Here is a 25,355-nt window from a genome sequence, read left to right on the forward strand (position 1 = left end):
CAGTTTTGTCGACCGCTGGACGGTCAAGGAGGATTTGAAATGGCAGAAATATATTTAGCAGGCGGTTGTTTTTGGGGCTTGGAAGAGTACTTTTCCCGTATTTCTGGAGTGCTGCAAACAAGTGTTGGTTATGCCAATGGTCAGGTAGAAACCACCAATTATCAACTGATCAAAGAAACAGATCACGCAGAGACAGTGCAAGTCATCTACGATGAAAAGGTGGTATCGCTTCGTGAGATCTTGCTCTATTATTTCCGAGTCATTGATCCTTTATCTGTCAACCAACAAGGCAATGACCGTGGTCGTCAGTACCGCACAGGGATTTATTACCTAGATGAAGAGGATTTACCGACTATTAATACAGTAGTTCGTGAACAAGAACTCCTCATCGGTCGTAAAATTGCAGTAGAAGTGGAAAAGCTTCGCCACTATATCTTAGCTGAAGACTATCACCAAGACTACCTCAAGAAAAATCCTGGAGGCTATTGCCACATTGATGTGAGGGATGCTGAGAAACCACTGATAGACGCTGCTAACTACGAAAAACCGAGTCAGGCAGTTTTAAGAGAAAATTTGTCAGAAGAGTCTTATAGAGTTACCCAAGAAGCTGCGACGGAAGCTCCTTTTAGCAATGCTTATGACCAAACTTTTGAGGAAGGAATTTATGTCGATATCACGACTGGTGAGCCCCTCTTCTTTGCCAAGGATAAGTTTGCCTCAGGATGTGGTTGGCCAAGCTTTAGCCGTCCTATTTCCAAGGAACTCATTCATTACTACCAGGACTTGAGTCACGGTATGGAGCGTATCGAAGTCCGGTCACGTTCAGGAAATGCTCACTTGGGACATGTCTTTACAGACGGACCTCAGGAACTAGGTGGTTTACGCTATTGTATCAATTCTGCATCCTTACGATTCATTGCTAAGGATGAAATGGAAGAGGCTGGTTATGGCTACCTGCTTCCATATTTGAATAAGTAAAAAGATGGTGGTTTTTCCACCTTCTTCATTTTGGAAATAGAAGGGACTCATGAAACACTTACTTTCTTACTTTAAACCCCATAAACAATAAGAAAAGTTGCCTTCGGGTGACTTTTTTGTTACAATAGCTAGAAAAATTATCCCGTATGAATACTTATATAGAAAAGGAGCCTAGGGATGAAAGTCTTTCAGCATGTAAATATCGTGACTTGTGACCAAGATTTCCACGTCTATTTGGATGGGATTTTAGCTATTAAAGAATCCCAAATCGTCTATGTCGGTCAGGAAAATCAAAAGATTCTTAAACAAGCAGATCAAATCATAGACTATCAGGGCGCCTGGATTATGCCTGGCTTGGTTAACTGCCATACTCACTCTGCCATGACAGGCTTGAGAGGCATTCGTGATGATAGCAATCTCCACGAATGGCTAGAGAACTATATCTGGCCAGCAGAAGCAGAATTCACACCAGAGATGACTACAAAGGCCGTCAAAGAGGCGCTAACAGAAATGCTCCAGTCTGGAACAACAACCTTCAACGACATGTATAATCCTAATGGAGTGGATATAGCTGAGATTTATGAGGCAGTCAAGGCGTCCAAGATGCGTTGCTATTTTTCTCCAACCCTCTTTTCTTCAGATGTAGAGACGACGGCTGAAACTATAGCCAGAACTCGAGCTATTATCGAGACAATCAAAGGATATCAAGACCCAAATTTTAAGGTTATGGTGGCCCCTCATTCGCCCTACAGTTGTAGTCGAGATTTGCTGGAGGCAAGTCTTGAGCTAGCAAAAGAAGAAAACATTCCTCTTCATATCCATGTTGCAGAAACACAGGAAGAGTCAGGTATTATCCTGAAACGCTATGGCAAACGACCACTAGCCTTTCTAGATGAACTTGGCTATTTAGACCATAAAGCTGTCTTTGCCCATGGTGTGGAGTTAAATGAAGCAGAGATTGCCCGCCTGGCAGATTCACAAGTCGCTATCGCCCACAATCCTATCAGCAACCTCAAACTAGCCTCAGGAATTGCACCAATCGTCCAACTTAAAAAGGCAGGAGTGCCAGTCGGGATTGCGACTGACTCAGTTGCTTCTAACAATAATCTGGATATGTTTGAGGAAGGGCGGACTGCAGCACTCTTACAGAAGATGAAGAGTGGCGATGCCAGCCAATTTCCAATCGAAACTGCCCTCAAGGCCTTGACAATCGAGGGTGCTAAGGTGTTAGGAATGGAAGATGAGATTGGAAGTTTGGAAGTTGGCAAGCAAGCTGATTTCCTAGTCATCCAACCTCAAGGAAAAATCCATCTCCAACCCCAAGAAAACATGCTATCTCACCTCGTTTATGCCGTTAAATCTAGTGACGTTAATGATGTCTATATCGCTGGTGAGCAAGTCGTGAAAGACGGTCAAGTGCTGACTGTGAACATGCAAAAATAAGCATAAATTTACGAAATCTCATAGGAAATTTCTTGTGAGGTTTTTAAAATTTTGCTAGAAATCAGGCGAGTAGCTGTCTTGCAGAAATATATTGATACTAAATTAGAAAAACACCGATTAGATAAATAAAAAAAATTATGGTATAATAAAACGATACAATTAAAGGAGTATGTATGGACATTTCAGAAATTCGTCAAAAAATTGACGCAAATCGTGAAAAATTAGCTTCTTTCAGGGGGTCTCTTTGACCTCGAAGGTTTAGAGGAAGAAATTGCCATTTTGGAAAATAAAATGACAGAACCTGATTTTTGGAACGATAATATTGCGGCCCAAAAAACGTCGCAAGAATTAAACGAACTCAAAAATACCTATAATACCTTCCACAAGATGGATGAGTTGCAGGATGAAGTTGAGATTTTACTGGACTTTTTGGCAGAGGATGAATCCGTTAAGGATGAGCTGGTTGAGAAACTCTATGAGTTAGATCAGATGATGACCAGCTACGAAATGACCCTTCTCTTGTCAGAACCCTATGATCACAACAATGCCATCCTTGAAATCCATCCTGGTTCAGGGGGGACAGAGGCTCAAGACTGGGGCGATATGCTCCTTCGTATGTATACTCGCTATGGAAATGCCAAAGGCTTCAAGGTCGAGGTCTTAGACTACCAAGCAGGTGATGAGGCAGGAATCAAGTCAGTAACCTTGTCTTTTGAAGGACCAAATGCTTATGGTCTTCTCAAGTCAGAGATGGGAGTTCACCGTTTGGTCCGTATCTCACCATTTGACTCTGCTAAACGTCGCCACACCTCATTTACTTCTGTAGAAGTTATGCCAGAGTTGGATGATACCATCGAAGTTGACATCCGTGAGGATGATATCAAGATGGATACCTTCCGTTCAGGTGGAGCAGGTGGACAAAACGTCAACAAGGTTTCAACAGGTGTCCGCTTGACTCACATTCCGACAGGGATCGTCGTAGCATCAACCGTCGACCGTACTCAGTACGGAAACCGTGACCGTGCTATGAAGATGCTTCAGGCAAAACTCTACCAGATGGAGCAGGAAAAGAAAGCTGCTGAGGTAGACTCGCTCAAGGGTGAGAAAAAGGAAATTACATGGGGAAGCCAAATCCGCTCCTATGTATTTACGCCTTATACAATGGTAAAAGACCATCGTACAAACTTTGAAGTAGCGCAAGTAGATAAGGTAATGGATGGAGACCTAGATGGTTTCATCGATGCTTATCTGAAATGGCGTATCAGTTAAAAGAAAGGAAGTCACATGTCAATCATTGAAATGAGAGATGTTGTCAAAAAATACGACAACGGGACAACAGCCCTACGTGGCATCACTGTAAATATCGATGCAGGAGAATTTGCCTACATCGTAGGACCTTCAGGTGCTGGTAAATCAACTTTTATCCGTGCCTTGTATCGTGAGGTCAAAATCGACAAAGGAAGCTTGCAAGTTGCAGGTTATAACCTCGTTAAGATTAAAAAGAAAGATATTCCGTTCTTGCGTAGAAACGTTGGAGTAGTCTTTCAGGATTACAAACTTTTGCCAAAGAAAACCGTTTATGAGAACATTGCTTACGCCATGGAGGTTGTTGGTGAAAGTCGTCGCAACATCAAAAAACGTGTTATGGAAGTCTTGGACCTTGTCGGTTTGAAGCACAAGGTTCGTTCATTCCCGAATGAACTTTCAGGTGGTGAGCAACAACGTATCGCCATTGCGCGTGCTATTGTAAACAATCCTAAGGTTTTGATTGCCGACGAACCAACAGGAAACTTGGACCCAGATAACTCATGGGAAATCATGAACCTCTTGGAACGTATCAATCTTCAAGGGACAACTGTTTTGATGGCGACACACAACAGCCAAATCGTAAATACCTTGCGCCACCGCGTTATTGCCATCGAGAATGGTCGCGTGGTACGTGATGAAGCGAAAGGAGAGTACGGATACGATGATTAGTAGATTTTTCCGCCATCTGTTCGAAGCTTTAAAAAGTTTAAAGCGTAATGGATGGATGACCATTGCTGCGGTCAGTTCAGTAATGATTACCTTGACCTTGGTTGCTATCTTTGCTTCAGTTATCTTCAATACTGCGAAATTAGCAACTGATATTGAAAACAACGTCCGCGTCATGGTTTATGTTCGTAAAGACGTTGAAGACAACAGTGAAACCATTGTAAAAGAAGGCCAAACAGTCACGAACAATGACTACCACAAGGTCTATAACGCCCTTAAAGCTCTGCCAGCCGTTAAAAATGTAACCTTCTCAAGTAAAGAAGAGCAGTACCAAAAGCTAACTGAAACTATGGGTGACGAGTGGAAGGTATTTGAAGGAGATGCAAACCCTCTTCATGATGCCTACATCGTAGATACCAATTCACCAAGTGATGTAAAACCTGTAGCTGAAGAAGCTAAGAAAATTGAAGGTGTCTCTGAAGTTCAAGACGGTGGTGCCAATACCGAACGTCTCTTCAAGTTGGCTTCCTTCATCCGTGTATGGGGATTGGTCATCGCAGGACTCTTGATCTTCATCGCAGTCTTCTTGATTTCAAATACCATCCGTATTACTATCATTTCACGTAGCCGTGAAATCCAAATCATGCGTTTGGTTGGTGCCAAGAACGGTTATATCCGTGGCCCATTCTTGCTAGAAGGTGCCTTTATCGGATTGTTGGGAGCAGCTCTTCCATCAGCATTGGTTTACTTTATCTATAACCGAGTATTCCAATCTGTCAACCCATCCTTGGTTGGTCAAAACCTATCTTTGATTACACCGAATACCTTTATTCCATTGATGATCGGTCTCTTGTTCCTCATCGGAATCTGTATCGGTTCACTAGGTTCAGGAATCTCAATGCGTCGATTCTTGAAAATCTAAGTCAAATTTAATTTTAAAAAATACTAAAAAGTGGGATGCACTTGAGGCTTAGCTTAGTCTGATTGTCCTGCTTTTTCTTTTTATCTCTATAGTTAGTCGCTTGCCAATTTTGGGGAAACAGTGTATGATAGGAAAGTACCTTTTAGGCTAAATCAAGAAAAATGAGGATAAGATGAAACAATTTTTGGAAAAGCTGAGTATACTCTCCCTGTCACTAGTATTGATCACATCGTTTTCAATCTCAAGTGCTCTGCCAGCTATGTTTGACTATTATCAGGGCTATCCGACAGGTCAAGTTGAGCTCTTAGTTAGCTTACCTTCCTTCGGGATTATGGCTATGCTTTTGCTGAATGGAGTTTTGGAGCGAATCTTTCCTGAACGCCTCCAGTTGACCTTGGGACTTTTAATCTTGTCAATCAGCGGAACTGCACCTTTCTGGTATCAGGGTTATTACTTTGTCTTTGCAACCCGCTTGCTATTTGGGCTTGGAGTAGGAATGCTCAATGCCAAGGCTATTTCAATCATCAGTGAACGTTACCACGGCAAAACTCGTATCCAAATGCTTGGTTTTCGTGGGTCTGCCGAAGTCGTAGGAGCATCCATCTTGACACTGGCAGTCGGTCAGCTCTTAGCCTTTGGCTGGACAGCAACCTTCCTAGCCTATGCATCAGGCTTGGTAGTTTTGGTGCTCTTTCTTCTATTTGTCCCTTACAACAAGGAAGAAATTCACGAGTCCAAGCATCAGACAGAAGAAGCAGCGAAACTGACTCGTTCCATGCTCCAATTGATTTTCTTCCTTGCTATTGCAGCCGCAGTGATTGTATGTACCAATACGGCCATCACCTTCCGTATCCCTAGTCTCATGATTGAGGCAGGGTTTGGAGATGCTCAGTTGTCCAGTTTGGTACTTAGTGCCATGCAGTTGATTGGGATTCTAGCTGGAATCAGCTTTTCTTTCTTGATTTCGACCTTCAAGGAAAGACTTCTATTGGTCGCTGGTGTTACCTTTGGGATTGGCCAAATCATCATTGCCTTAGCACCATCACTCTGGGTGGTCGTTGCAGGTTCGATTCTTGGAGGCTTTGCCTACAGTATTGCTCTGACGACAGTCTTTCAGTTGATATCTGAGCGAATTCCTGCAAAACTCCTCAACAAAGCAACTTCATTTGCTGTTTTGGGATGTTCTTTTGGAGCATCATTAACACCCTTCGTTCTTTCAGGGATTGGCTTAGTGACTACAGATGGTCGATTGACCTTTATTATCCTAGGAGCATGGATGATTGCAACATCAGTCATTGTTTCCCTTTTATTGAAAAAAGAAGTTTAACAAAAAACTCAAGGATGTAAGTTCCTTGAGTTTTTTGTCTATTAGCCAAACATCTGCCAAAAGTAATCGATGATGTAAGTCAAGCCATAGGTGTAAACGACCAGGGTAAAGGGCTTGGTCAGGATAATAATGGTCATATACCGCTTGAAGCTCATCTTGGTCAAAGCAGCCAACATGCAGAGAAAATCAGCTGGACTAACTGGCCAAATCATCATAAAGATAAAGAATCGGTCAAAGCGATTGCCCTCATCTAACCAACCGATATACTTGTCATAGGTGCGCTTGCTGACCATGGACTGAACAAAGGGTGCTCCGTAGAGACGAACCAAGTAAAAGATAATGGCACAACCAATGACAATACCGATATAGTTGTAGATGGTCCCGATGATATGCCCATAGATAAAGACGCCTGCAACGGAAGTAAGAGCACCTGGAATGATAGGAACAACTGTCTGCAAAATCTGTAAAAAGATAAAGAGTGGTGGCCCCCAGATACCCGCCTGTTGGATAAAGGCAGATAGGGTTTCCTTGGAATGCAAGATACCGGCCTGATAGGCCCAGATACAGAATATTATAGTACCAACTCCACCGACGATGGAGGAAATATGAATCGCTTGCTGTAGAAGGGGAGAAACAGCTTTCATTTCTTTCTCGTGTGACATGTAAACTCCTCTTGTGTAGTATGATTCTACTATACCATATTTTAGGGAGAAAGACTACATGGGATACTTCGTGTGACTTTGCCTCAAGTATGGTAAAATGGGAATAAGAAAATGACAGCTTAGAATGAGGAAAATCATGTTAGGATTGAAGTTTAATGGCACTTGGCGCAACTACCAAAAACAGGTATTGGACAATTTCCAAGAATACCAAGCAGATGGTCATGTCCACTTGGTGGCAGCACCAGGTTCAGGGAAAACAACCATAGGAATCGAGTTGATTGCTCGCTTTGATAAGCCTGCCCTCGTATTGGTACCAACGGTTACCATCCGGGAACAATGGGTGGATAGGATTCGCCAGGCCTTTTTAGAGGATGAGAATCAGGTCACAAGTCTCGTGTCTCAAAATCTCAAGGACATGAAGCAAATCACCATTGCCACCTACCAAGCCTTTCACAGTGCTATGCAACAGGTACAATCTCAAGAAGATAATGGCGAGGTTGAGGATTTTGTAGGCTTTGACCTGCTTGCCAGACTCAAGGAAAGGGGTGTCGAAACCCTCTGTCTGGACGAATGCCATCACTTGAGAAATGAATGGTGGAAAAGCTTAGAAGACTTCCGTAAAAACTACCAGCAACTGCAAGTCATCTCTCTCACTGCGACACCGCCTTATGACAGTGAACCAGAACTCTGGGATCGCTATCTCCAGATGTGTGGCGAGATTGACCAAGAAATCACGGTGCCGGAACTGGTCAAGGAAGACACTCTTTGCCCTCATCAGGACTTTGTCTATATCTGTTTTCCGACTAAGGAAGAGGACAAGCGCTTGGAAGAGTTTGAGGATACCAAGTGGCAGTATGTCAGCCAACTAGTCGTTGATCCTGACTTCCAAGACTTGATTCGGAGTTCCAAAGTTCTCAAAGGGGAAATCTCTGCGGATATGCTCCTTGAGGATCCCAAGTATCTCTCAGCACTCCTCATTTATCTACAGGCTCAAAAGCTGGAAATCCCCAAGTATCTACGAGATTTACTAGGTGCTGAAGGCTTGCCTTCTCTTAATTACTACTGGCTAGAAGTTCTCTTGCAAGGCCTTCTCTATCAGACACCTGACTGGTATGAGGATCCGCAGGAGACAAAGAAAAAAATAGAAGCAGAACTGAAATCAAGAGGGTTGATTGAAAAACGTCAGGTTTTCTTGGTCAAATCCAAGGCCAATGACCAAATCCTCAACCAATCTCTAGGAAAACTGGCTGGCATCGCATCTATCTTTGAGACCGAGTATGCTAGTCTAGGTCAGGACTTGAGACAGTTAGTCTTGGCGGACTATATCCGTAAGGATTTTGCCAGTTATCTGGGAGATGACCAAGCACCAATCACTCAACTAGGTGTCCTCCCTTACTTTGAAACCATTCGCAGAAGTGCACAAAAACAAGGCTTGTCTGTCCCTATAGCAGTCCTTTCTGGTAGTGTCGTTATCATACCGGCTAGTGTCAAGGCAGAACTTCAAGCACTCATTCCAAACACTAGCTTAAGCTTCTCTACCATCGGAAAACTCGATCAAGGTGCTTATCTCCAGGTAGGCTTTCCATCCAGCTTTAAGGGGATGGTCGCAGCAGTGACTGAGCTCTTCAAACGTGGTTCTATCCAGGTCTTGGTCGGAACCAAGTCTCTCTTGGGAGAAGGATGGGATGCGCCTTGTGTCAACTCTCTCATCCTCGGAAGTTTTGTCGGAAGCTTTATGCTGAGTAATCAGATGCGAGGCCGTGCTATCCGTATCTGGCCAGGACATCCAGATAAGACCAGCAATATCTGGCACCTAGTAGCCATCAAACCGTATAAAAATCCAGCCTTTTCAAATGAAAATCAAGAAGACCAAGACCTCAATCCATATCAGGACCTGCAGACTCTTGCCCGTCGTATGGACCATTTCCTTGGCTTGTCCTATAAGGAAGATACCATTGAAACAGGTCTGGATCGCTTGAACTTTCCTGAGTTCCCATTTAAGAAAAAGAAACTCGAAGACTATAACGAGAAGATCATGGAACTATCCAAAGATCGTGCCTCCCTTCGTAAAAAATGGCAGGAATCTCTCATTGTTGCTGACAAGATTGAGATTGTCAATGAAGTGGCGACCGACAGCAAACGAATCCCCCTGCTCGCCCTAGCGGATGCTGAAAAGTGGCTTCGCTACGCTCTGATGGTATTTGCCATTAGTCTCCTGGCTTATGTCGTTCGACTAACCATTTTTGCCTTGCCATGGTTGACAGCTCTTTGTGTCCTCTTCCTAGCTATCACAGCCTTTCGCTATTACAACTACAAGAGTCCTTATAAACGCTTGCGCCAGATCGGTGAAGCTATTCGCAAAGCCATGGTGACTGCCGGGCATTTGTCTGATGACCAGTCGCGCGTGCAGGTCGATGAGGACAAGGAAAGCTTTAACGTCTTTGCCTATCTAAAAGGTGGCAGCATGCGAGACAAGGAACTCTTTTCGAAGGCCTTAGGAGAATTCTTTGCGCCAGTGGACAATCAACGCTACCTCTTAGTCGCTCAAAAAGCACCAGCAGGTCAGTCCAAGTATTTCGTAGTCCCTAGCCTCTTTGAAAAACGCAAGGAAGATGCCCAGCTCTTCCTAGATGCCGTCGCACCACACATTGGCAACTACCAACTCGTCTACACCCGCAACGAAGCAGGTCGAAAAATCCTACTCGAAGCCAGACTCAAATCCCTAGCCAACAAAAACGACCGCATCATTACAAAGAAAAAGGTTAAGAGTGCGTTGAAATAGAGAAATTCACAATATATAAATAAATTTTCTTAAAATATAAACACAATTAGAGATAGTAAGAGACGATTGGTTGCTACGAGTAAGGAGGCGAAGAAAGTTAAAGTAGAATAGGCTACACGTGTATCAGGATTAAAATATATGCTTTTGGATATATTATTATCTAAAGGCGCTTTTTGGTGGATTCGTGGTATAATTTTAGGGAAAGTATAAGGTTATAAAATTTTTTTTTTAGAAAGAGATACTATGGATGATAGATTCATTACATTAAAGCACATTGATACCTCCGTAGCAGCTAAAAATGTCGCTAAATTACTTGAAGAAAATAAAACTTATTTCTTAAATGGGAACTGGGGTTCTGGGAAAACAGAATTTCTAGTTGAAGTTGGTAGGAATACTAATAAAAAATTAGTTACGATAGATTTTTGGAGATTAAGCGATAACCGCTCAACGATTGAGATTGTTTTTTCAAAATTACACCCGTTGGTATATAGCTTTTTAAGGATTTTCATAGTTTTATGTGTCGCAGTTTCTATCTTAATGACCAATGTAGTTGATTTAGGTCTAAGCAAGTTCTTTGGTTATTGGGTGGTTTCAGTTGGTGGAATCGTAGCTTTGAGTGTGGGTGTTTACCAATTTTTCAAAGTCAAATCTGATGGTTTTTACAGTCGTTTGCTAACATTTGAGTGTTTGTCATTAGCTCGAAAAGTTCTAGTTATTGATGATTTTGACCGAATGTCTAATAAGCAACAAGAGGAGAGTTATAAAATTTTTAGCTTTCTTAATGACAAGCTTCCTATTGTCTTTGTAGGAGACATTGAGAAAGTACATCTTAAAGACAATAATTTTCTTTCTAAAATAATTGATAGAAGAATAGAGCTACCATTTGTTCTTCATCCATCAAATATTTGGCAAGATTATTTTGACTTGCTAGGAAAGAAATTTAGTACGAGATTGTCAGATGATTTTTGGAGAAGGTTCAGCTTTGAAAATAGAAACTTGCGAGATAGAAATCATTTTAATGACTATGTCAATCAAGAATTCTTTTCAAGGGGGAAACTAGGACATGTTCAGGAGGAACAGCAACTTTGGATTATCTATACCTACCTTTTTTATCCTGAATTATATAAACAATTATTAAAGGCTGAAGAAATAAAAGTCAAGGATGATGAAAAAACTAGTTTTACATGGCTGTTCAAGTTTGGTCGAAGCATACAAGAAATACTGTCCGACATTCAACAATCAGATCTTACCCAATATCCACCAAGCTATAAAATGAATAGCTCGGCCTATTTTCTTTATGAAGAATCTCTAAATCGTACAAAAGAGGAATTGGATACATTACTTGAGACAGATAGTGAGGAATTATCAAGAGAACTAAGAGAGGGGAATCATAAGACTGATTTTTATCAATATCTTTCAAGTGAATATAAATCATTTTCTGAAAATCAGAAAGCTAAACTACTACGTATTACCATACAAGAATCTCTGAAATCTTATAATAGCCCTGCAATGGACTATATTGTTGCAGAAAAGTTAAATGAAGAAATTCCCCGATATGAGAGGAATAGTCCTTTAAGTGAAGAAATAATAGGTAGAATTGTGAATTTCTGGGAAAGTATTCTGAGAAAAGAAGGTTTGGATCCGTCTGAGATACTTTATTTTATGGAAAAACATAGAGTGCTGACCTTCTATGATTTGGGACGTCACTATTCAAACTTAGAAATTAATAATAAAAATTTCACTAAGCTAAGACGAAAAGATTTCTTCCTCTTGACCTATCTTAGTGTAGTTAATAAATTTGAGGAATTTAACACATGGGATAGCAACATATGGAATGCAATAGAGTGTTTTGAGGATAAGGAATTTTTGTCATTTTGGAAAATCTTAGGAATTCTTTCAAATGGATTGGGTTATTACTGTTTTGATGTTGTTCCTAGAAACAAAAAATATTTTCTTATGATGTATGAAAATCAAGATAAAATGAAAAAGAATAAGTCTGTCATTGAAAAGATTCAGCCGCAACTTGAGCAATTGGAAGCTAAAGGATTTACATTCGAGGAGAAAATAGATAGGGAATACTGGTAGGTAATCTATGAGTTTTAAAGGATAATTGGTTAGTATGTTCTCCTTTTAGTAATATCCTTCATGCTTGTACCCTTTTTTTGTGTTAAATTTCGCTCCCACTCGCTCTATTCAGGGCGAGTGGTTTTTCTTGAAATATGATAAAATAGAAAGGATAATACATTAATTAAGGAAAGTAAAAATGGCAAGTAAAGAAAATGCAGAGCGCAAGGAGCTTCACCGTAAAATTTGGGCGATTGCTGATGATGTGCGTGGAGCTGTAGACGGTTGGGATTTCAAGCAGTACATACTTGGAATTCTATTCTATCGTTTTATTTCTGAGCATATGGCAGACTATTTTGACCATGCAGAACATGAGGCTGGAGACTTAGAATTCCGTTATGCTGAATTAAGTGATCAAGAAGCTGAGCGAGATTTCAAACCAGGAACAGTTGAGGATAAGGGTTTCTTTATTCTTCCAAGTCAATTGTTTGAGAATGTCGTCAAGAATGCTTCACAAAATGAAAATCTAAATGAAGATTTAGCCAATATTTTCCAAGATATTGAAAAATCAGCAATTGGATTCAAATCAGAAGATGATATCAAAGCCTTGTTTGATAACTTGGACACACGAAGTAACATCCTTGGTGGTACTGTTCCAGAAAAAAATAAGCGTCTTTCTGATATTCTTAATGGTATCAATAGTATTAACTTTGGTAATTTTGAGGAAAATGATATTGATGCCTTTGGGGATGCCTATGAGTTCTTGATTTCAAACTATGCGAGTAATGCTGGTAAAAGTGGTGGTGAATTCTTCACTCCTCAGACAGTTTCTAAATTGTTAGCTCGATTAGTTATGGTCGGTAAGGATAAGATTAACAAGGTCTATGACCCAACATGTGGGTTTCGTGTCATAATAATGACACAGGCAAATAGTCAAGTAAATATAAGAGCTTTAGAGCTTCTATCAAAGTTTAGAATCAAAAAAATGAATCGTTGGTGTACTGTTTAGAGCAGTCATTACAAGAATAAATGTTGTAAACAGTACATCAGCATAAAGGAGAGTTTTTTTGGAGACCTGATGATAATAGAAGGTATTATGTAATTGTGATTTAGGAGGAGAAGGCTAATGGATAAGAAACTTAAACAACAAACAAACTATGTGCAACACTTTTCAACAAGAATTCCATGGAAGGATAATGATTATACTGGGCGAATTGACAATAATCCTAGATATAATGTAGCAGCTCAAGTAATCCCTAACATTGCATCATCACGTGACTTAGAGTTTGAGGAAGCAAATAAAGGTAAAAATTACGAACAAGTAGGACCAGTAAAAATGCAAAACTGGATTACAGAGAACTCTGCGTTCATGAGTGATACCAAGCTTGCTCTTAAGATGAACCACCCATATAAAAAAGGAAATGTTAAGTTCAATCATTTCGAAGAAACGACTTTCGAGATGGAGCCCTATTCATTCTTATTGCGCCCCTTTTCATGGACTTTAAAGGATAATGCCAATGAGAAACAAAAGTATTACAATTTTTATTTTGACTTAGAAAAAACAGAACAAATGCTGAGCTGGTCAAGTTCGTGGGTATCGCATGGAGAATCCCAAAAAGGAATTTTCGACTACTTCTTTTCTGGAATTAGTCCGCACAATTCATTGATATTTCCATATTACAAACAAGTTCCGTTTATCGATGATAATAGGCGTGTAATTGCAGGAATAGGAAATATAGTATCAAATGTAGAAATTCATGAGTATGAGTCTGATGGAAGCAGTGACGAAAAAAACTATATTTGGGAGACAAATGTAGCTCATTCAATAAGAGTAGATGGTAAAGATGGCTTTTTATTGCCATATCTTGAAATTTCCGAGTATGCAAAAAAGCATCCTGATTTTGATGTAGCGAGTGTCACATTGTTTGAACCAGCAGGTTTTAGATCGGAATTTTCATATGCAGCTGAATGGGTCAGCTACGATGCGGCTATTGATGTGCTAAATCAAGCGAAAACAGTATTGAAAAATATAGCTAATCTCAAGCTAAAAGAAGCCAATCATGAATGGGTTAATGTTCAACTTGAATATATTGATAATCAATTAAAAAGCGTTTGGAATCAACGTGGTATATTCCCAGGATTAGGTTCGATTTTATCAGCTTTCGGTGTTAGATACGGTTTCGATGTTGCTAAACATGTCGATACTTCTGAAAATGACCTGATTTCTGAATTGAAGTTATTCTTTTCAGGTGATAAAGAAACTGGGAACGAAAAATTGGATAACAGCTTAGCTGACAAAGAGGATGAGTTTTCTGGTTTACTAAGAGATGAAAACAAAACTCGATTCTTTGAACTTTTGTCACGATTGAATCTTTCTGTTGAACAAGCTATTTATGCTTGGGGTAACCTGAAAAATTATGCAGCTGAAATTATTGAAAACCCATACCTGTTATACGAACTTACACGAAAAGAAAAGGACATTCATCAAGTTACTATTTCTCAAATCGACAATGCAATGTTTGTGAATCCGTTGGTGGAAAATAAGTATCCTCTTAAGAAACCAACCAAGATGAGAACTGAAAGTGATAAACGCCGATTTAGAGCTATGGTGATATTTATTTTAGTTCAAGCCGTAAATCAAGGCCATACTTTACTCAGCTATGATCAAATTGTTGAAGAAATTAACAAATTACCATTAGATAATAAAACGGATTTTCAAACAGAAAAGATTGAAGGTGTTCTAGAGTTCTTGCAGGAAGGTGAATTGCACGTTAATGTGGAAAATACTTACATCAAACTGAAAGAATATCAAGATTATAAACAATTGGTAGTCGATATAGTAAATAGCCGTTTAGAAACTAGTTTATCAAGTGAACAAAATTGGAGAAAAATTATTGATAACCAATTTGGAAAGCTCCAAGAAAATAATGAAGAAAATGATCAATTGGCTCGTGATGAAAAAGCAACAGCGTTAAAGATTCTTGAATCATCTAGAATATCTGTCTTGTTGGGGAGAGCTGGGACGGGTAAAACATCAGCATTGGGGATTTTTGCTTCTTCAAAAGAAATTAAAGCTGGTGGAGTATTAGCATTGACCCCTACTGGAAAAGCAAGAGTTCAACTTGAGAATGCCTTTAAGAAGAATAGTGTTCAAGCAGAGTTTATGACGGTGGCACAATTTTTAATTCGTTCAAAGGGTTTTAGTTGGAACACAATGGTTTATAAAATGCCAAGCCAACCCAGTTCGAGTATTGCCAAAACAGTGATTATCGATGAAAGTTCGATGCTGACGGAAGATATGTTTGGGGGCATACTTAAGCTTGTTGATTCTCATGCTGAAAGAATCATCTTTATTGGAGATCCAAATCAATTACCCCCAATTGGAGCAGGACGCCCATTTGTCGATTTGATTCATTATTTAGAGAGTGCTTATCCTGAAAAGATCGCGACATTGAAAACGGAGATGAGACAAGGTTCAGGTGGTGATGATTTATCATTTGCCCAAATATTCTCTAATTCGGATTCAGTCGATAAAGATGTAATTTACCGTATTCAAAACAATCAAACAGATAATCGTCTTAAATATATTCAATACAACGATTTAGACGAGTTAGAAAAAGTGTTCTTTGAGGAATTGGTAGACATTACAAATATGACAAATGCAGATGATCTGGATGGTTTCAATAAAAGTTTGGGAGCTACTGTAGGCCAATATACAAACTATCCAACTAGTGAACATATAGAAAACTGGCAAATCCTATCTCCAACGAAATTTATTGGTGCAGGAAGCTATTATTTGAATAATCAACTTCACCAAAAATATCGTCAAGACATTGTTGATAAATGGAATGCTTATCCATGGTCAAAAAACAGTCCTCAATCTGTTCAAAATATTGTTTACGGAGATAAAGTCATATCTAATGTAAATGGTGAGAAGGATTACTGGGATGGTTCATCGGGGAAAGAATATATTGCAAATGGTGAAATTGGTATTATGGTCGATTACCCTAGTCACTATGGAAAAAAGGATACGAATACTAGTTGGTATAAATTCCGTTTTGGCTCATTTGAAGGAAAAGTATTTTCATATACTAAAGCTGATTTTGGTGGTGATAATAGCGATTCTAAGTTAGAACTTGCTTATGCTCTTACAGTTCACAAATCACAGGGTTCTAGCTTTGGAAAAACCATAGTAGTCATAAATGGTAAAAGTTCATTTGTTACAAAAGAACTTTTGTATACTGCGTTTTCTCGTCAAAGAGAAAAACTAATTGTATTAAGTGATTTGTCAATTCAAGAATTAGTTCAGTATGCGAATGACTGGTATTCGGATACCAAACAACGATATACAGACTTATTTGAAGTTCCAAAAATCATTGAGATAGAGATTAGTAAACAAAAAAGGTACTTTGAAGAAAAATTGATCCATAAAACGATTCGTGGAGAAATGGTTAGATCAAAGTCCGAAGTAATTGTGGCTAATATTCTCGATAAGATGAAAATTGAGTATTTCTATGAAGAACCATTAAATATCAATGGAAAAACCTATATTCCTGATTTTACTCTACGCTACCAAGGCAAAACTGCTTATTTAGAGCATCTTGGAATGCTAAGAGATAAATCATATAAAAAGCGTTGGGACGAGAAAAGAGCAAATTATGAAAGTGTGGGAATTTCAGAAACTCTTGGAAATTTGATAATTACCCAGGATGGATTAGACGGAAGTTTGGATGCAATGTTAATACAGAGTAAAATTAAAGAATGGATAGAAAATAGTTGATTTATTCCCTTCTACTAACGGTGATAAAATCGCAGTGGATATGTTTGGATTCGATTATTCCACCGACTACTCGTAGACAAGGAACTCGTGAACGTAAAAAACAAGAAGTTTTACACCAGATTCAATTACTAGTTGAAATTTACACTGGTATTTAACGAAGTAAACGTTAAATTCATCAAAAATCCATTCGCTCATGTTTAAGATTTAACTTTGTTTCCATATTTCCTGGAAACTGATAAAAAGTAAGGAGAAAGATGGAACAAACTAATCAAAAATCCCAGTGCCAACAACTCTGGGCGGAAAATAAATACCTTGTTTTGAGCCATTCCAGTAACATTTACAAGGACATTCGCCAGTATCTCAAGCAAGAAGTGGTGGAGCTGAGTCAGGTTCAAGAGATGATTGACCGTGCCTGCCTGATTCCAGAACACAGGGGTCAGGTTTGCAACGCCTTCCAGCATATTTGGGGCTATTTTAAAAAGAAAGCGACTGATGCTGAGCGTAAGGACTATATGTTTTTACTGGAGCGTTATCACTCTGGTCATGCCACCAAAGAAGACTTGATTGCTCAGACGAGAGATTTGCTTGAACGATACCCAAATGCATATCTGCAACATTCTACCTTGCTGGAAGGAGACTCCCATGAGACTTTGGCATGAGGCTTTGATTTCACAGCTTCCCCGTCCTCAGCTCTTGGGGCAGCATCGAGAGTGCTGTGCCCTTCGTGGCAATGGTTGGGGCAGAAAACATGCGACGGTGGACTATGTTTTTACCCACTCGCCCTATCGTCTCTATGCCTATCATGACTTGATCATGGGGGAGATGGAGCGTCGTGGCTACAATGTCAGTCCGGAGTGGCTGGACAAGAACTACCGGGGCAAGACCTGCCCTCCTTATCAAGACTTAGCAGAGGAAAAGCTGAACAGTCCTATCTATAGCGAGCATGAGCATGCCTACTATGAGGAGTGTCTGGCTAATCTCCGTGAAAAGGGGATCAACCTATAGTCTTTTCTAATAACAAGCCATAGGTAGTTTTCAATTCACTATTATTTTGCGAAGAACATAGCAACCTTTAAAGGCTATCAATCTATATTTACCAAAGGATTTGGGGAATCTTCTCCAAATCCTTTTTTGTCTTTTAAATCGAGATATAGTTTCAAACTATATCAAAGCCTAATTTTTTACAATTATACAGACAGTTTCTTTTCTGTTAAGATAGTTTCAACAACAATTTTTGGAGGACAAAACATGTCAACTACAATTATCGGTTTCCCTCGTTTGGGTGAATTCCGCGAATTAAAATTTACAACTGAAAAATACTTTAGAAAAGAAATCTCAGAAGAAGAACTCTTGGCTGCTGCTAAAGAATTGCGTGCAAAACACTGGAACATCGTCAAAGAAAAAGGCATCACTGAAATCCCATCAAATGACTTTTCTCACTATGACAACTTCCTTGATGCTGCCTTCCTTTTCAACGTAGTTCCTGCATCAGTACAAAACTTGGAATTGTCTGATCTTGAACGCTACTTTGCTTTGGGACGTGGATACCAAGGAGAAAAAGGGGATGTTCGTGCCCTTCCGATGAAGAAATGGTTCAACACCAACTACCACTATATCGTTCCTAAATTTGAAAAAGACACTCAAGTAAAATTGGCTGGTCACAAGATCTTTGATGAGTTCCAAGAAGCTAAAGAACTTGGTCTTAACACTCGTCCTGTCCTTGTAGGACCATTCACTTTCCTTCAATTGTCAGACTATGAAGAAGGCGTGAAAGCAGAAGACTTCGTAGATAGCTTAGTAGCTGCTTACCAAGATGTTTTTGCGAAATTGGCTGAACTTGGTGCAACTCGTATCCAACTCGACGAAGCTGCTCTTGTCAAAGACTTGACAGAAGAAGAAAAAGCTCTCTTCTTGAACATCTACAACAAACTCTTGGCTGACAAAAAAGGTCTTGAAGTCTTGCTTCAAACATACTTCGGAGACGTTCGTGACGTTTACGCTGACCTTGTGAAATTGCCAGTAGATGCGATCGGTCTTGACTTCGTTGAAGGTAAGAAAACTCTTGAATTGGTTAAAGGTGGCTTCCCAGCTGACAAGACTCTTTATGCGGGTATTGTCAATGGTAAGAACATCTGGCGCAACAACTACGAAAAGAGCTTGGCTATTCTTGAGCAAATCCCAGCTGAAAATATCGTTTTGACTAGCTCATGCTCACTTCTTCATGTGCCATTTACAACAGCTAACGAAGAATTTGAACCAGCTATCTTGAACCACTTTGCATTTGCAGTAGAAAAATTGGATGAGATCCGTGACTTGGATGCTATCCGCAACGGTCAAGGTGCAGAAGCTCTTGCAGCGAACAAAGAACTCTTTGCGACTGAACGTGTTGGTGAAAATGCTGAACTTCGTGCACGTATCGCTGGATTGACTGACGCAGACTACACTCGTTTGCCAGCCTTTGCAGAGCGTGAAGCAATCCAAGAAGAAGCTTTCAAACTTCCAGCTCTTCCAACAACAACAATCGGTTCATTCCCTCAAACTAAGGAAGTTCGTGCCAAACGTTTGGCCTTCCGTAAGGGTGAATTGTCACAAGAAGAATACGATGCCTTCCTTGCTGAAACTATCGACGAATGGATCAAATGGCAAGAAGAAGTTGGATTTGACGTGCTTGTACACGGTGAATTCGAGCGTAATGACATGGTTGAGTACTTCGGTCAAAACTTGTCAGGTTACCTCTTCTCTAAGAATGGTTGGGTACAATCATACGGTATGCGTGGGGTTAAACCACCAATCATCTGGGGTGATGTGACTCGTCTCAACCCAATCACTGTGAAATGGTCTAGCTACGCACAAAGCCGTACGGACAAACCTGTTAAAGGTATGTTGACTGGACCTGTTACCATCCTTAACTGGTCATTCCCACGTGAAGACATCTCTATCAAGGATTCTACTCTTCAAATCGCCCTTGCAATCAAGGATGAAGTTCTTGACCTTGAAGCTGCAGGCGTGAAAATCATCCAAATCGACGAGGCTGCTCTTCGTGAGAAATTGCCACTCCGTCGTAGCGACTGGTACGAAGACTACCTTGACTGGGCTATTCCAGCCTTCCGCTTGGTACACTCAACAGTAGCACCAGATACACAAATCCACACTCACATGTGTTACTCAGAATTTACAGATATCATCCCAGCTATCGACAACATGGATGCGGACGTTATCTCATTTGAAGCTAGCCGTTCAAATCTTGAAATCTTGGACGAACTCAAAGCTCAAAACTTCCAGACAGAAGTGGGTCCTGGAGTTTACGATATCCACTCTCCTCGTGTGCCTAACGAAGGCGAAATCGACCACACCATCGAAGCCATCCTTGCCAAAGTACCAAGCAAGAAAGTATGGATCAACCCTGACTGTGGTTTGAAAACACGTGGTATCCCAGAAACGAAAGAAAGCTTGATCCGCCTTGTAGACGCTGCGAAAGCTGCGCGTGAGAAATTGTAAGAAAAGACAGTTCTCTCTACACGGTTGATCAGTAAGAAATCAACTAGAAAAGGTTCATACATATGTCACGTCAAACACCGTCCCTCTCATTTGAAGTTTTCCCTCCAAACCCAGAAGTAGGCAATGACAAAATTATTGCAGCCCTGAAAGACATGCAGGGCTTGGCACCACACTTCATCAGTGTGACTGCTAGTAATAATAAATTTAATATCAAAGAGACGACGGTTCGTTTGGCAGACTATATCCAAAATGACTTGGAGATCCCAACCATTGCTCACTTGCCAGCTATCTATTTGACTAAGGACAAGGTGGCTGAGACCATTGCGGATTTGGATAAAGTTGGTGTTCAGAAAATCTTGGCTCTTCGGGGGGATATCATTCCAGGTGTTGAGCCACAGAAGGATTTCCGTTACGCCACAGACTTGATTGAGTTTATCACTGAACAGGCCCCACATTTTGATATTATCGGAGCTTGTTACCCAGAAGGGCACCCGGATTCGCCAAACCAAATCTCGGATATTCAAAATCTCAAAAGAAAAGTGGATGCAGGATGCTCAAGTCTTGTCACTCAGCTATTCTTTGACAATGAGCGTTTCTACGATTTCCAAGACAAATGTACCTTGGCTGGGATTGATGTTCCGATTCATGCCGGTATCATGCCAATCCTCAATCGTAACCAAGCTCTTCGTCTTTTGAAGACTTGTGAGAATATCCATCTCCCACGTAAGTTTAAGGCTATCTTGGACAAGTATGAGAATGACCCTGAGTCACTCAGAGCAGCAGGACTTGCCTATGCCGTAGACCAAATCGTGGACTTGGTAACGCAAGACGTAGCAGGCGTGCATCTCTACACCATGAACAACGCAGACACTGCTCAGTACATTCACCAAGCAACCCATGCCTTGTTCAATCACCAACCTTAAAATAATCAAAAGCAAACCATTCTTCTTTTCATAGCAGAATGGTTCCTTTTTTATAGAAAAGACCGTACTTTTTAAGAAAAATATGATAAAATAGACTCTGTACGTACTTGATACAAAGATGAGGGTATTTAGGTTATAAAGGTTGCGAAAACGAAACTCAAAAAATCCAAAATGTCTTGAGTAATTGAACCCGGCCGAAAAGCTGTGTAAAAAAGATAAACTGTCTTGTCTTCATCGAAGACTTCGTCAGTTTCCTATTTTTACTTTGCTTTTGACGGCCTTGGTATCTTGATTTTTGTAGGCAAGGCGTATAATTTTATCAATCCAAAGGGGATTAAAATGACAAAACATGTGTTTCAAACGACTTTCGCGGGTCGTGAGTTGATCGTAGAGACTGGTCAGGTTGCTAAGCAAGCAAATGGCTCTGTTGTGGTACGTTACGGTGAGTCAACTGTCTTGACTGCTGCCGTTATGTCTAAGAAGATGGCAACTGGGGATTTCTTCCCACTTCAAGTCAACTACGAAGAAAAAATGTATGCGGCTGGGAAATTTCCTGGTGGTTTTATGAAACGTGAAGGACGTCCTTCAACAGATGCGACTTTGACAGCGCGTTTGATTGACCGTCCAATCCGTCCAATGTTTGCGGAAGGTTTCCGTAACGAAGTACAAGTCATCAACACTGTCCTTTCTTACGATGAAAATGCATCTGCACCAATGGCAGCTATGTTTGGTTCATCATTGGCGCTCTCTATCTCAGATATTCCATTTGACGGACCAATCGCTGGGGTACAAGTAGGTTATGTGGATGGCCAAATCATTATCAACCCAACGCAAGAACAAGCAGAGCAATCGCTTCTTGAATTGACAGTAGCAGGTACTAAGCACGCTATCAACATGGTAGAGTCTGGTGCCAAAGAATTGTCAGAAGAAATCATGTTGGAAGCTCTTCTCAAAGGACATGAAGCTGTCAAAGAATTGATTGCCTTCCAAGAAGAAATCGTAGCGGCAGTTGGTAAAGAAAAAGCAGAAGTTGAATTGCTTCATGTAGATGCTGACTTGCAAGCTGAAATCATCACAGCCTACAACAGTGACCTCCAAAAAGCGGTCCAAGTAGAAGAAAAATTGGCTCGTGAAGCTGCAACTCAAGCAGTGAAAGACCAAGTCACAGCAGTTTACGAAGAAAAATATGCAGACCATGAAGAATTTGACCGTATCATGCGTGATGTGGCTGAAATCTTGGAACAAATGGAACACGCAGAAGTGCGCCGTTTGATCACAGAAGACAAGGTTCGTCCTGATGGTCGTAAGGTCGATGAAATCCGTCCTTTGGATGCGGTTGTTGACTTCCTTCCCCGTGTGCACGGTTCAGGTCTCTTTACTCGTGGACAAACTCAGGCTCTTTCTATCTTGACTTTGGCGCCAATGGGCGAAACTCAAATCATCGATGGTTTGGATCCAGAGTACAAGAAACGCTTTATGCACCACTATAACTTCCCTCAATACTCTGTAGGGGAAACAGGTCGTTACGGTGCACCTGGTCGTCGTGAAATTGGTCACGGTGCTCTCGGGGAGCGTGCTCTTGCTCAAGTATTGCCAAGCTTGGAAGAATTCCCATATGCGATTCGTTTGGTAGCAGAAGTATTGGAATCAAACGGTTCTTCATCTCAAGCCTCTATCTGTGCCGGCACCCTTGCCCTTATGGCTGGTGGTGTGCCAATTAAGGCGCCGGTAGCAGGGATTGCTATGGGTCTCATCTCAGATGGAAACAACTATACAGTATTGACAGATATCCAAGGTTTGGAGGACCACTTTGGAGATATGGACTTCAAGGTTGCAGGTACTCGCGACGGTATTACAGCCCTTCAGATGGATATCAAGATCCAAGGGATCACTGCAGAAATCTTGACGGAAGCTCTTGCTCAAGCCAAGAAAGCTCGTTTTGAAATCCTTGATGTCATTGAAGCTACTATTCCAGAAGTTCGTCCAGAATTGGCTCCAACAGCTCCGAAAATTGATACCATCAAGATTGATGTGGACAAGATCAAGATTGTCATCGGTAAAGGTGGAGAAACCATCGATAAGATCATCGCTGAAACAGGCGTTAAGATTGATATCGACGAAGAAGGTAACGTATCTATCTACTCTAGCGACCAAGATGCTATCAACCGTGCTAAAGAAATCATTGCTGGTTTGGTTCGTGAAGCCAAAGTGGACGAAGTCTACCATGCCAAAGTTGTTCGTATCGAGAAATTTGGTGCCTTTGTCAACCTCTTTGACAAGACAGATGCCCTCGTTCACATCTCTGAAATGGCTTGGACTCGTACTAATAATGTAGAAGATTTAGTTCAAATTGGTGATTTTGTCGATGTGAAAGTTATTAAGATCGATGAAAAAGGTCGTGTAGATGCTTCTATGAAGGCACTCTTGCCACGTCCGCCAAAACCTGAACGTTCAGAAGAAAAAGGGGAAAAAGGTCATCGTCATGGCGATCGTCCTCGTCACCACCACAAGGACCACAAACCTAAGAAAGAAACTACAGAAACACCAAAAGACTCAGAATAAGAAAGGAGAAATGTATGGGATGGTGGCGTGAAACCATTGATATCGTAAAAGAAAATGATCCAGCGGCTCGCACTACCTTGGAAGTCTTGCTGACCTATCCGGGTGTCAAAGCCTTGGCTGCTCACCGTCTCTCTCATTTTCTCTGGAAACATGGCTTTAAGCTTTTAGCTCGTATGCACAGCCAGTTTTGGCGTTTTTGGACACAGATAGAGATTCACCCTGGAGCTCAGATCGAATCAGGTGTCTTTATTGACCATGGAGCAGGACTTGTGATTGGGGAGACAGCTATCGTTGAAAAAGGTGTTCTTCTCTACCACGGAGTGACTCTCGGTGGGACAGGTAAGGATAGTGGTAAACGCCATCCGACTGTTCGCAAAGGAGCTCTTATCTCTGCTCATGCCCAAGTTATCGGACCTGTAGAAATCGGTGAAAATGCCAAAGTCGGTGCCGCTGCGGTTGTTGTAGCAGATGTTCCTAGTGATGTGACGGTTGTTGGCATTCCTGCTAAGATTGTCCGAGTACATGGGCAAAAGGATGAACCAACCATTCACGAAGTCGAAGAAAAACGTGAATACTACGTCAATAAACTTGAGCATGCTAGAGAAGCCAGTCACAGGTCGTCTGGTTTGTAATGAGAAGTGACTCTTTAATTAGGAGGTTAGGCCGATGCTATTAGAAGAATTTGAAAATGTACCTGCTGTTATCGAGCCAACTGATCGAAGCCTCCTTAGTGGTGGAGAAATCTGTGATACGATTATTTTATCTTTTAATGGAGAAATCGTTGAACGAGTAAAGCAGTTTGAAGATGTTTACGAAGGTGGCTATCTAACCAATCTAAATGGTAGATTTCCATGGTATATCTATGAAAAAGATGGGAGTAAGGTAGCAGTTGCTATAGCTACGATTGGAGCCCCGATGGTTGTTGGACTCTTAGAAGAACTCAAAGCAAGAGGATTTAAGAACTTTATTGTTTTGGGTTCTTGCGGAGTTCTAGATAAGTCTATTCAGGCAGATAAGATTATCCTACCAAGTTCAGCTCTACGTGATGAAGGTACAAGTTACCATTACGCTCCTGCAAGTGATGAGATAGCTTATGATGAAACTCTACTCTTAACCATAGAAGAAGCTTTAAACAAATCTGATATTGAGCACATTCGAACAAAGGCTTGGACCACAGATGCTTTCTATCGTGAAACAGCTGATAAGGTCAAACGCAGACTAGCAGCAGGTGCGACTGTTGTAGATATGGAAGCCTCAGCAATCATGGCTTGGGCACAATTTCGACAAGCAAAAGTTTATCAATTTTTTTATACAGCTGATTATGTTGACCATCATAATCATGAGTGGGATGCAAGATACGAAGAAAGAAAAGCAGATGCTATGACTTTCTTTGATATAGCATTAGTAATTGCTAGAGAGTTGGATTGAAACGACTCTTTA

Annotated in this window: 17 protein-coding genes and 1 pseudogene; 17 read left to right on the forward strand and 1 reads right to left on the reverse strand. The window is 40.8% G+C overall.

Annotation, left to right across the window (positions count from 1 at the left end):
- Nucleotides 1-39 precede the first annotated feature (39 nt).
- The 6 genes from msrB to M1F91_RS05605 all read left to right on the forward strand — a co-directional run bounded on the left by msrB (nucleotide 40) and on the right by M1F91_RS05605 (nucleotide 6,644).
- Complete coding sequence (msrB, locus tag M1F91_RS05580) at nucleotides 40-978, forward strand: peptide-methionine (R)-S-oxide reductase MsrB (RefSeq protein WP_247912946.1); 939 nt, start codon at nucleotides 40-42, stop codon at nucleotides 976-978.
- A 177-nt stretch (nucleotides 979-1,155) separates the two neighbouring features.
- Nucleotides 1,156-2,421, forward strand: coding sequence for a TRZ/ATZ family protein (locus M1F91_RS05585; protein ID WP_247912947.1), 1,266 nt, complete (start codon nucleotides 1,156-1,158; stop codon nucleotides 2,419-2,421).
- A 173-nt stretch (nucleotides 2,422-2,594) separates the two neighbouring features.
- Nucleotides 2,595-3,690 (forward strand): peptide chain release factor 2 gene (prfB, locus tag M1F91_RS05590; protein WP_247912948.1). Its coding sequence is split into 2 segments (ribosomal slippage): nucleotides 2,595-2,666 and nucleotides 2,668-3,690, totalling 1,095 coding nucleotides; the frame shifts between segments, so codons are not numbered across the junction.
- A gap of 15 nt (nucleotides 3,691-3,705) precedes the next feature.
- A complete protein-coding gene (gene ftsE, locus M1F91_RS05595; RefSeq protein WP_004251332.1) occupies nucleotides 3,706-4,398 on the forward strand; it encodes a cell division ATP-binding protein FtsE in 693 nt (230 codons plus the stop codon).
- Nucleotides 4,391-5,317: a permease-like cell division protein FtsX gene (gene ftsX, locus M1F91_RS05600; RefSeq protein ID WP_004251331.1), complete on the forward strand. Its 927-nt coding sequence runs from the start codon at nucleotides 4,391-4,393 to the stop codon at nucleotides 5,315-5,317. The genes ftsE and ftsX overlap by 8 nt, the downstream gene beginning before the upstream one ends.
- A gap of 172 nt (nucleotides 5,318-5,489) precedes the next feature.
- A complete protein-coding gene (locus tag M1F91_RS05605) occupies nucleotides 5,490-6,644 on the forward strand; it encodes an MFS transporter (protein WP_247912949.1) in 1,155 nt (384 codons plus the stop codon).
- A 41-nt stretch (nucleotides 6,645-6,685) separates the two neighbouring features.
- Here M1F91_RS05605 and M1F91_RS05610 read toward each other — a convergent pair whose 3' ends face one another.
- Nucleotides 6,686-7,306 (reverse strand): TVP38/TMEM64 family protein, encoded by a 621-nt coding sequence (locus M1F91_RS05610; protein ID WP_247912950.1) that lies wholly within the window; start codon nucleotides 7,304-7,306, stop codon nucleotides 6,686-6,688.
- A gap of 136 nt (nucleotides 7,307-7,442) precedes the next feature.
- Between M1F91_RS05610 and M1F91_RS05615 the strand changes: the two genes are divergently transcribed.
- From M1F91_RS05615 to M1F91_RS05665, 11 genes and pseudogenes are all read left to right on the forward strand, one after another.
- Nucleotides 7,443-10,088, forward strand: coding sequence for a DEAD/DEAH box helicase family protein (locus tag M1F91_RS05615; RefSeq protein ID WP_247912951.1), 2,646 nt, complete (start codon nucleotides 7,443-7,445; stop codon nucleotides 10,086-10,088).
- A 243-nt stretch (nucleotides 10,089-10,331) separates the two neighbouring features.
- Entirely contained in the window at nucleotides 10,332-12,173 is a 1,842-nt protein-coding gene (locus M1F91_RS05620) for a P-loop NTPase fold protein (protein ID WP_247912952.1), read from the forward strand.
- 178 nt (nucleotides 12,174-12,351) lie between these two features.
- Nucleotides 12,352-13,071: pseudogene (locus tag M1F91_RS05625) on the forward strand (type I restriction-modification system subunit M); the annotation flags it as partial.
- A 207-nt stretch (nucleotides 13,072-13,278) separates the two neighbouring features.
- A complete protein-coding gene (locus M1F91_RS05630) occupies nucleotides 13,279-16,932 on the forward strand; it encodes an AAA family ATPase (protein ID WP_247912953.1) in 3,654 nt (1,217 codons plus the stop codon).
- Nucleotides 16,933-17,186: 254 nt separating this feature from the next.
- Entirely contained in the window at nucleotides 17,187-17,591 is a 405-nt protein-coding gene (locus tag M1F91_RS05635) for a YbgA family protein (protein ID WP_247912954.1), read from the forward strand.
- Entirely contained in the window at nucleotides 17,575-17,937 is a 363-nt protein-coding gene (locus M1F91_RS05640; protein ID WP_247912955.1) for a TIGR02328 family protein, read from the forward strand. Before M1F91_RS05635 ends, M1F91_RS05640 begins: the two co-directional genes overlap by 17 nt.
- A 243-nt stretch (nucleotides 17,938-18,180) precedes the next feature.
- The gene (metE, locus tag M1F91_RS05645; RefSeq protein ID WP_247912956.1) at nucleotides 18,181-20,430 is read left to right on the forward strand and encodes a 5-methyltetrahydropteroyltriglutamate--homocysteine S-methyltransferase; all 2,250 of its coding nucleotides are present in this window, start codon (nucleotides 18,181-18,183) and stop codon (nucleotides 20,428-20,430) included.
- 62 nt (nucleotides 20,431-20,492) lie between these two features.
- The gene (gene metF / locus M1F91_RS05650; protein WP_247912957.1) at nucleotides 20,493-21,353 is read left to right on the forward strand and encodes a methylenetetrahydrofolate reductase [NAD(P)H]; all 861 of its coding nucleotides are present in this window, start codon (nucleotides 20,493-20,495) and stop codon (nucleotides 21,351-21,353) included.
- A gap of 339 nt (nucleotides 21,354-21,692) precedes the next feature.
- Nucleotides 21,693-23,915, forward strand: a complete 2,223-nt coding sequence (pnp, locus tag M1F91_RS05655; protein WP_247912958.1) for a polyribonucleotide nucleotidyltransferase — start codon at nucleotides 21,693-21,695, stop codon at nucleotides 23,913-23,915.
- Nucleotides 23,916-23,929: 14 nt separating this feature from the next.
- Entirely contained in the window at nucleotides 23,930-24,547 is a 618-nt protein-coding gene (cysE, locus tag M1F91_RS05660; protein WP_004251281.1) for a serine O-acetyltransferase, read from the forward strand.
- Between the two features lie 34 nt (nucleotides 24,548-24,581).
- On the forward strand, nucleotides 24,582-25,343 hold the full coding sequence (locus M1F91_RS05665; protein WP_247912959.1) for a nucleoside phosphorylase: 762 nt from the start codon (nucleotides 24,582-24,584) through the stop codon (nucleotides 25,341-25,343).
- Nucleotides 25,344-25,355 lie beyond the last annotated feature (12 nt).

Source organism: Streptococcus sp. oral taxon 431 (assembly GCF_023110115.1).
Lineage (GTDB): Bacteria > Bacillota > Bacilli > Lactobacillales > Streptococcaceae > Streptococcus.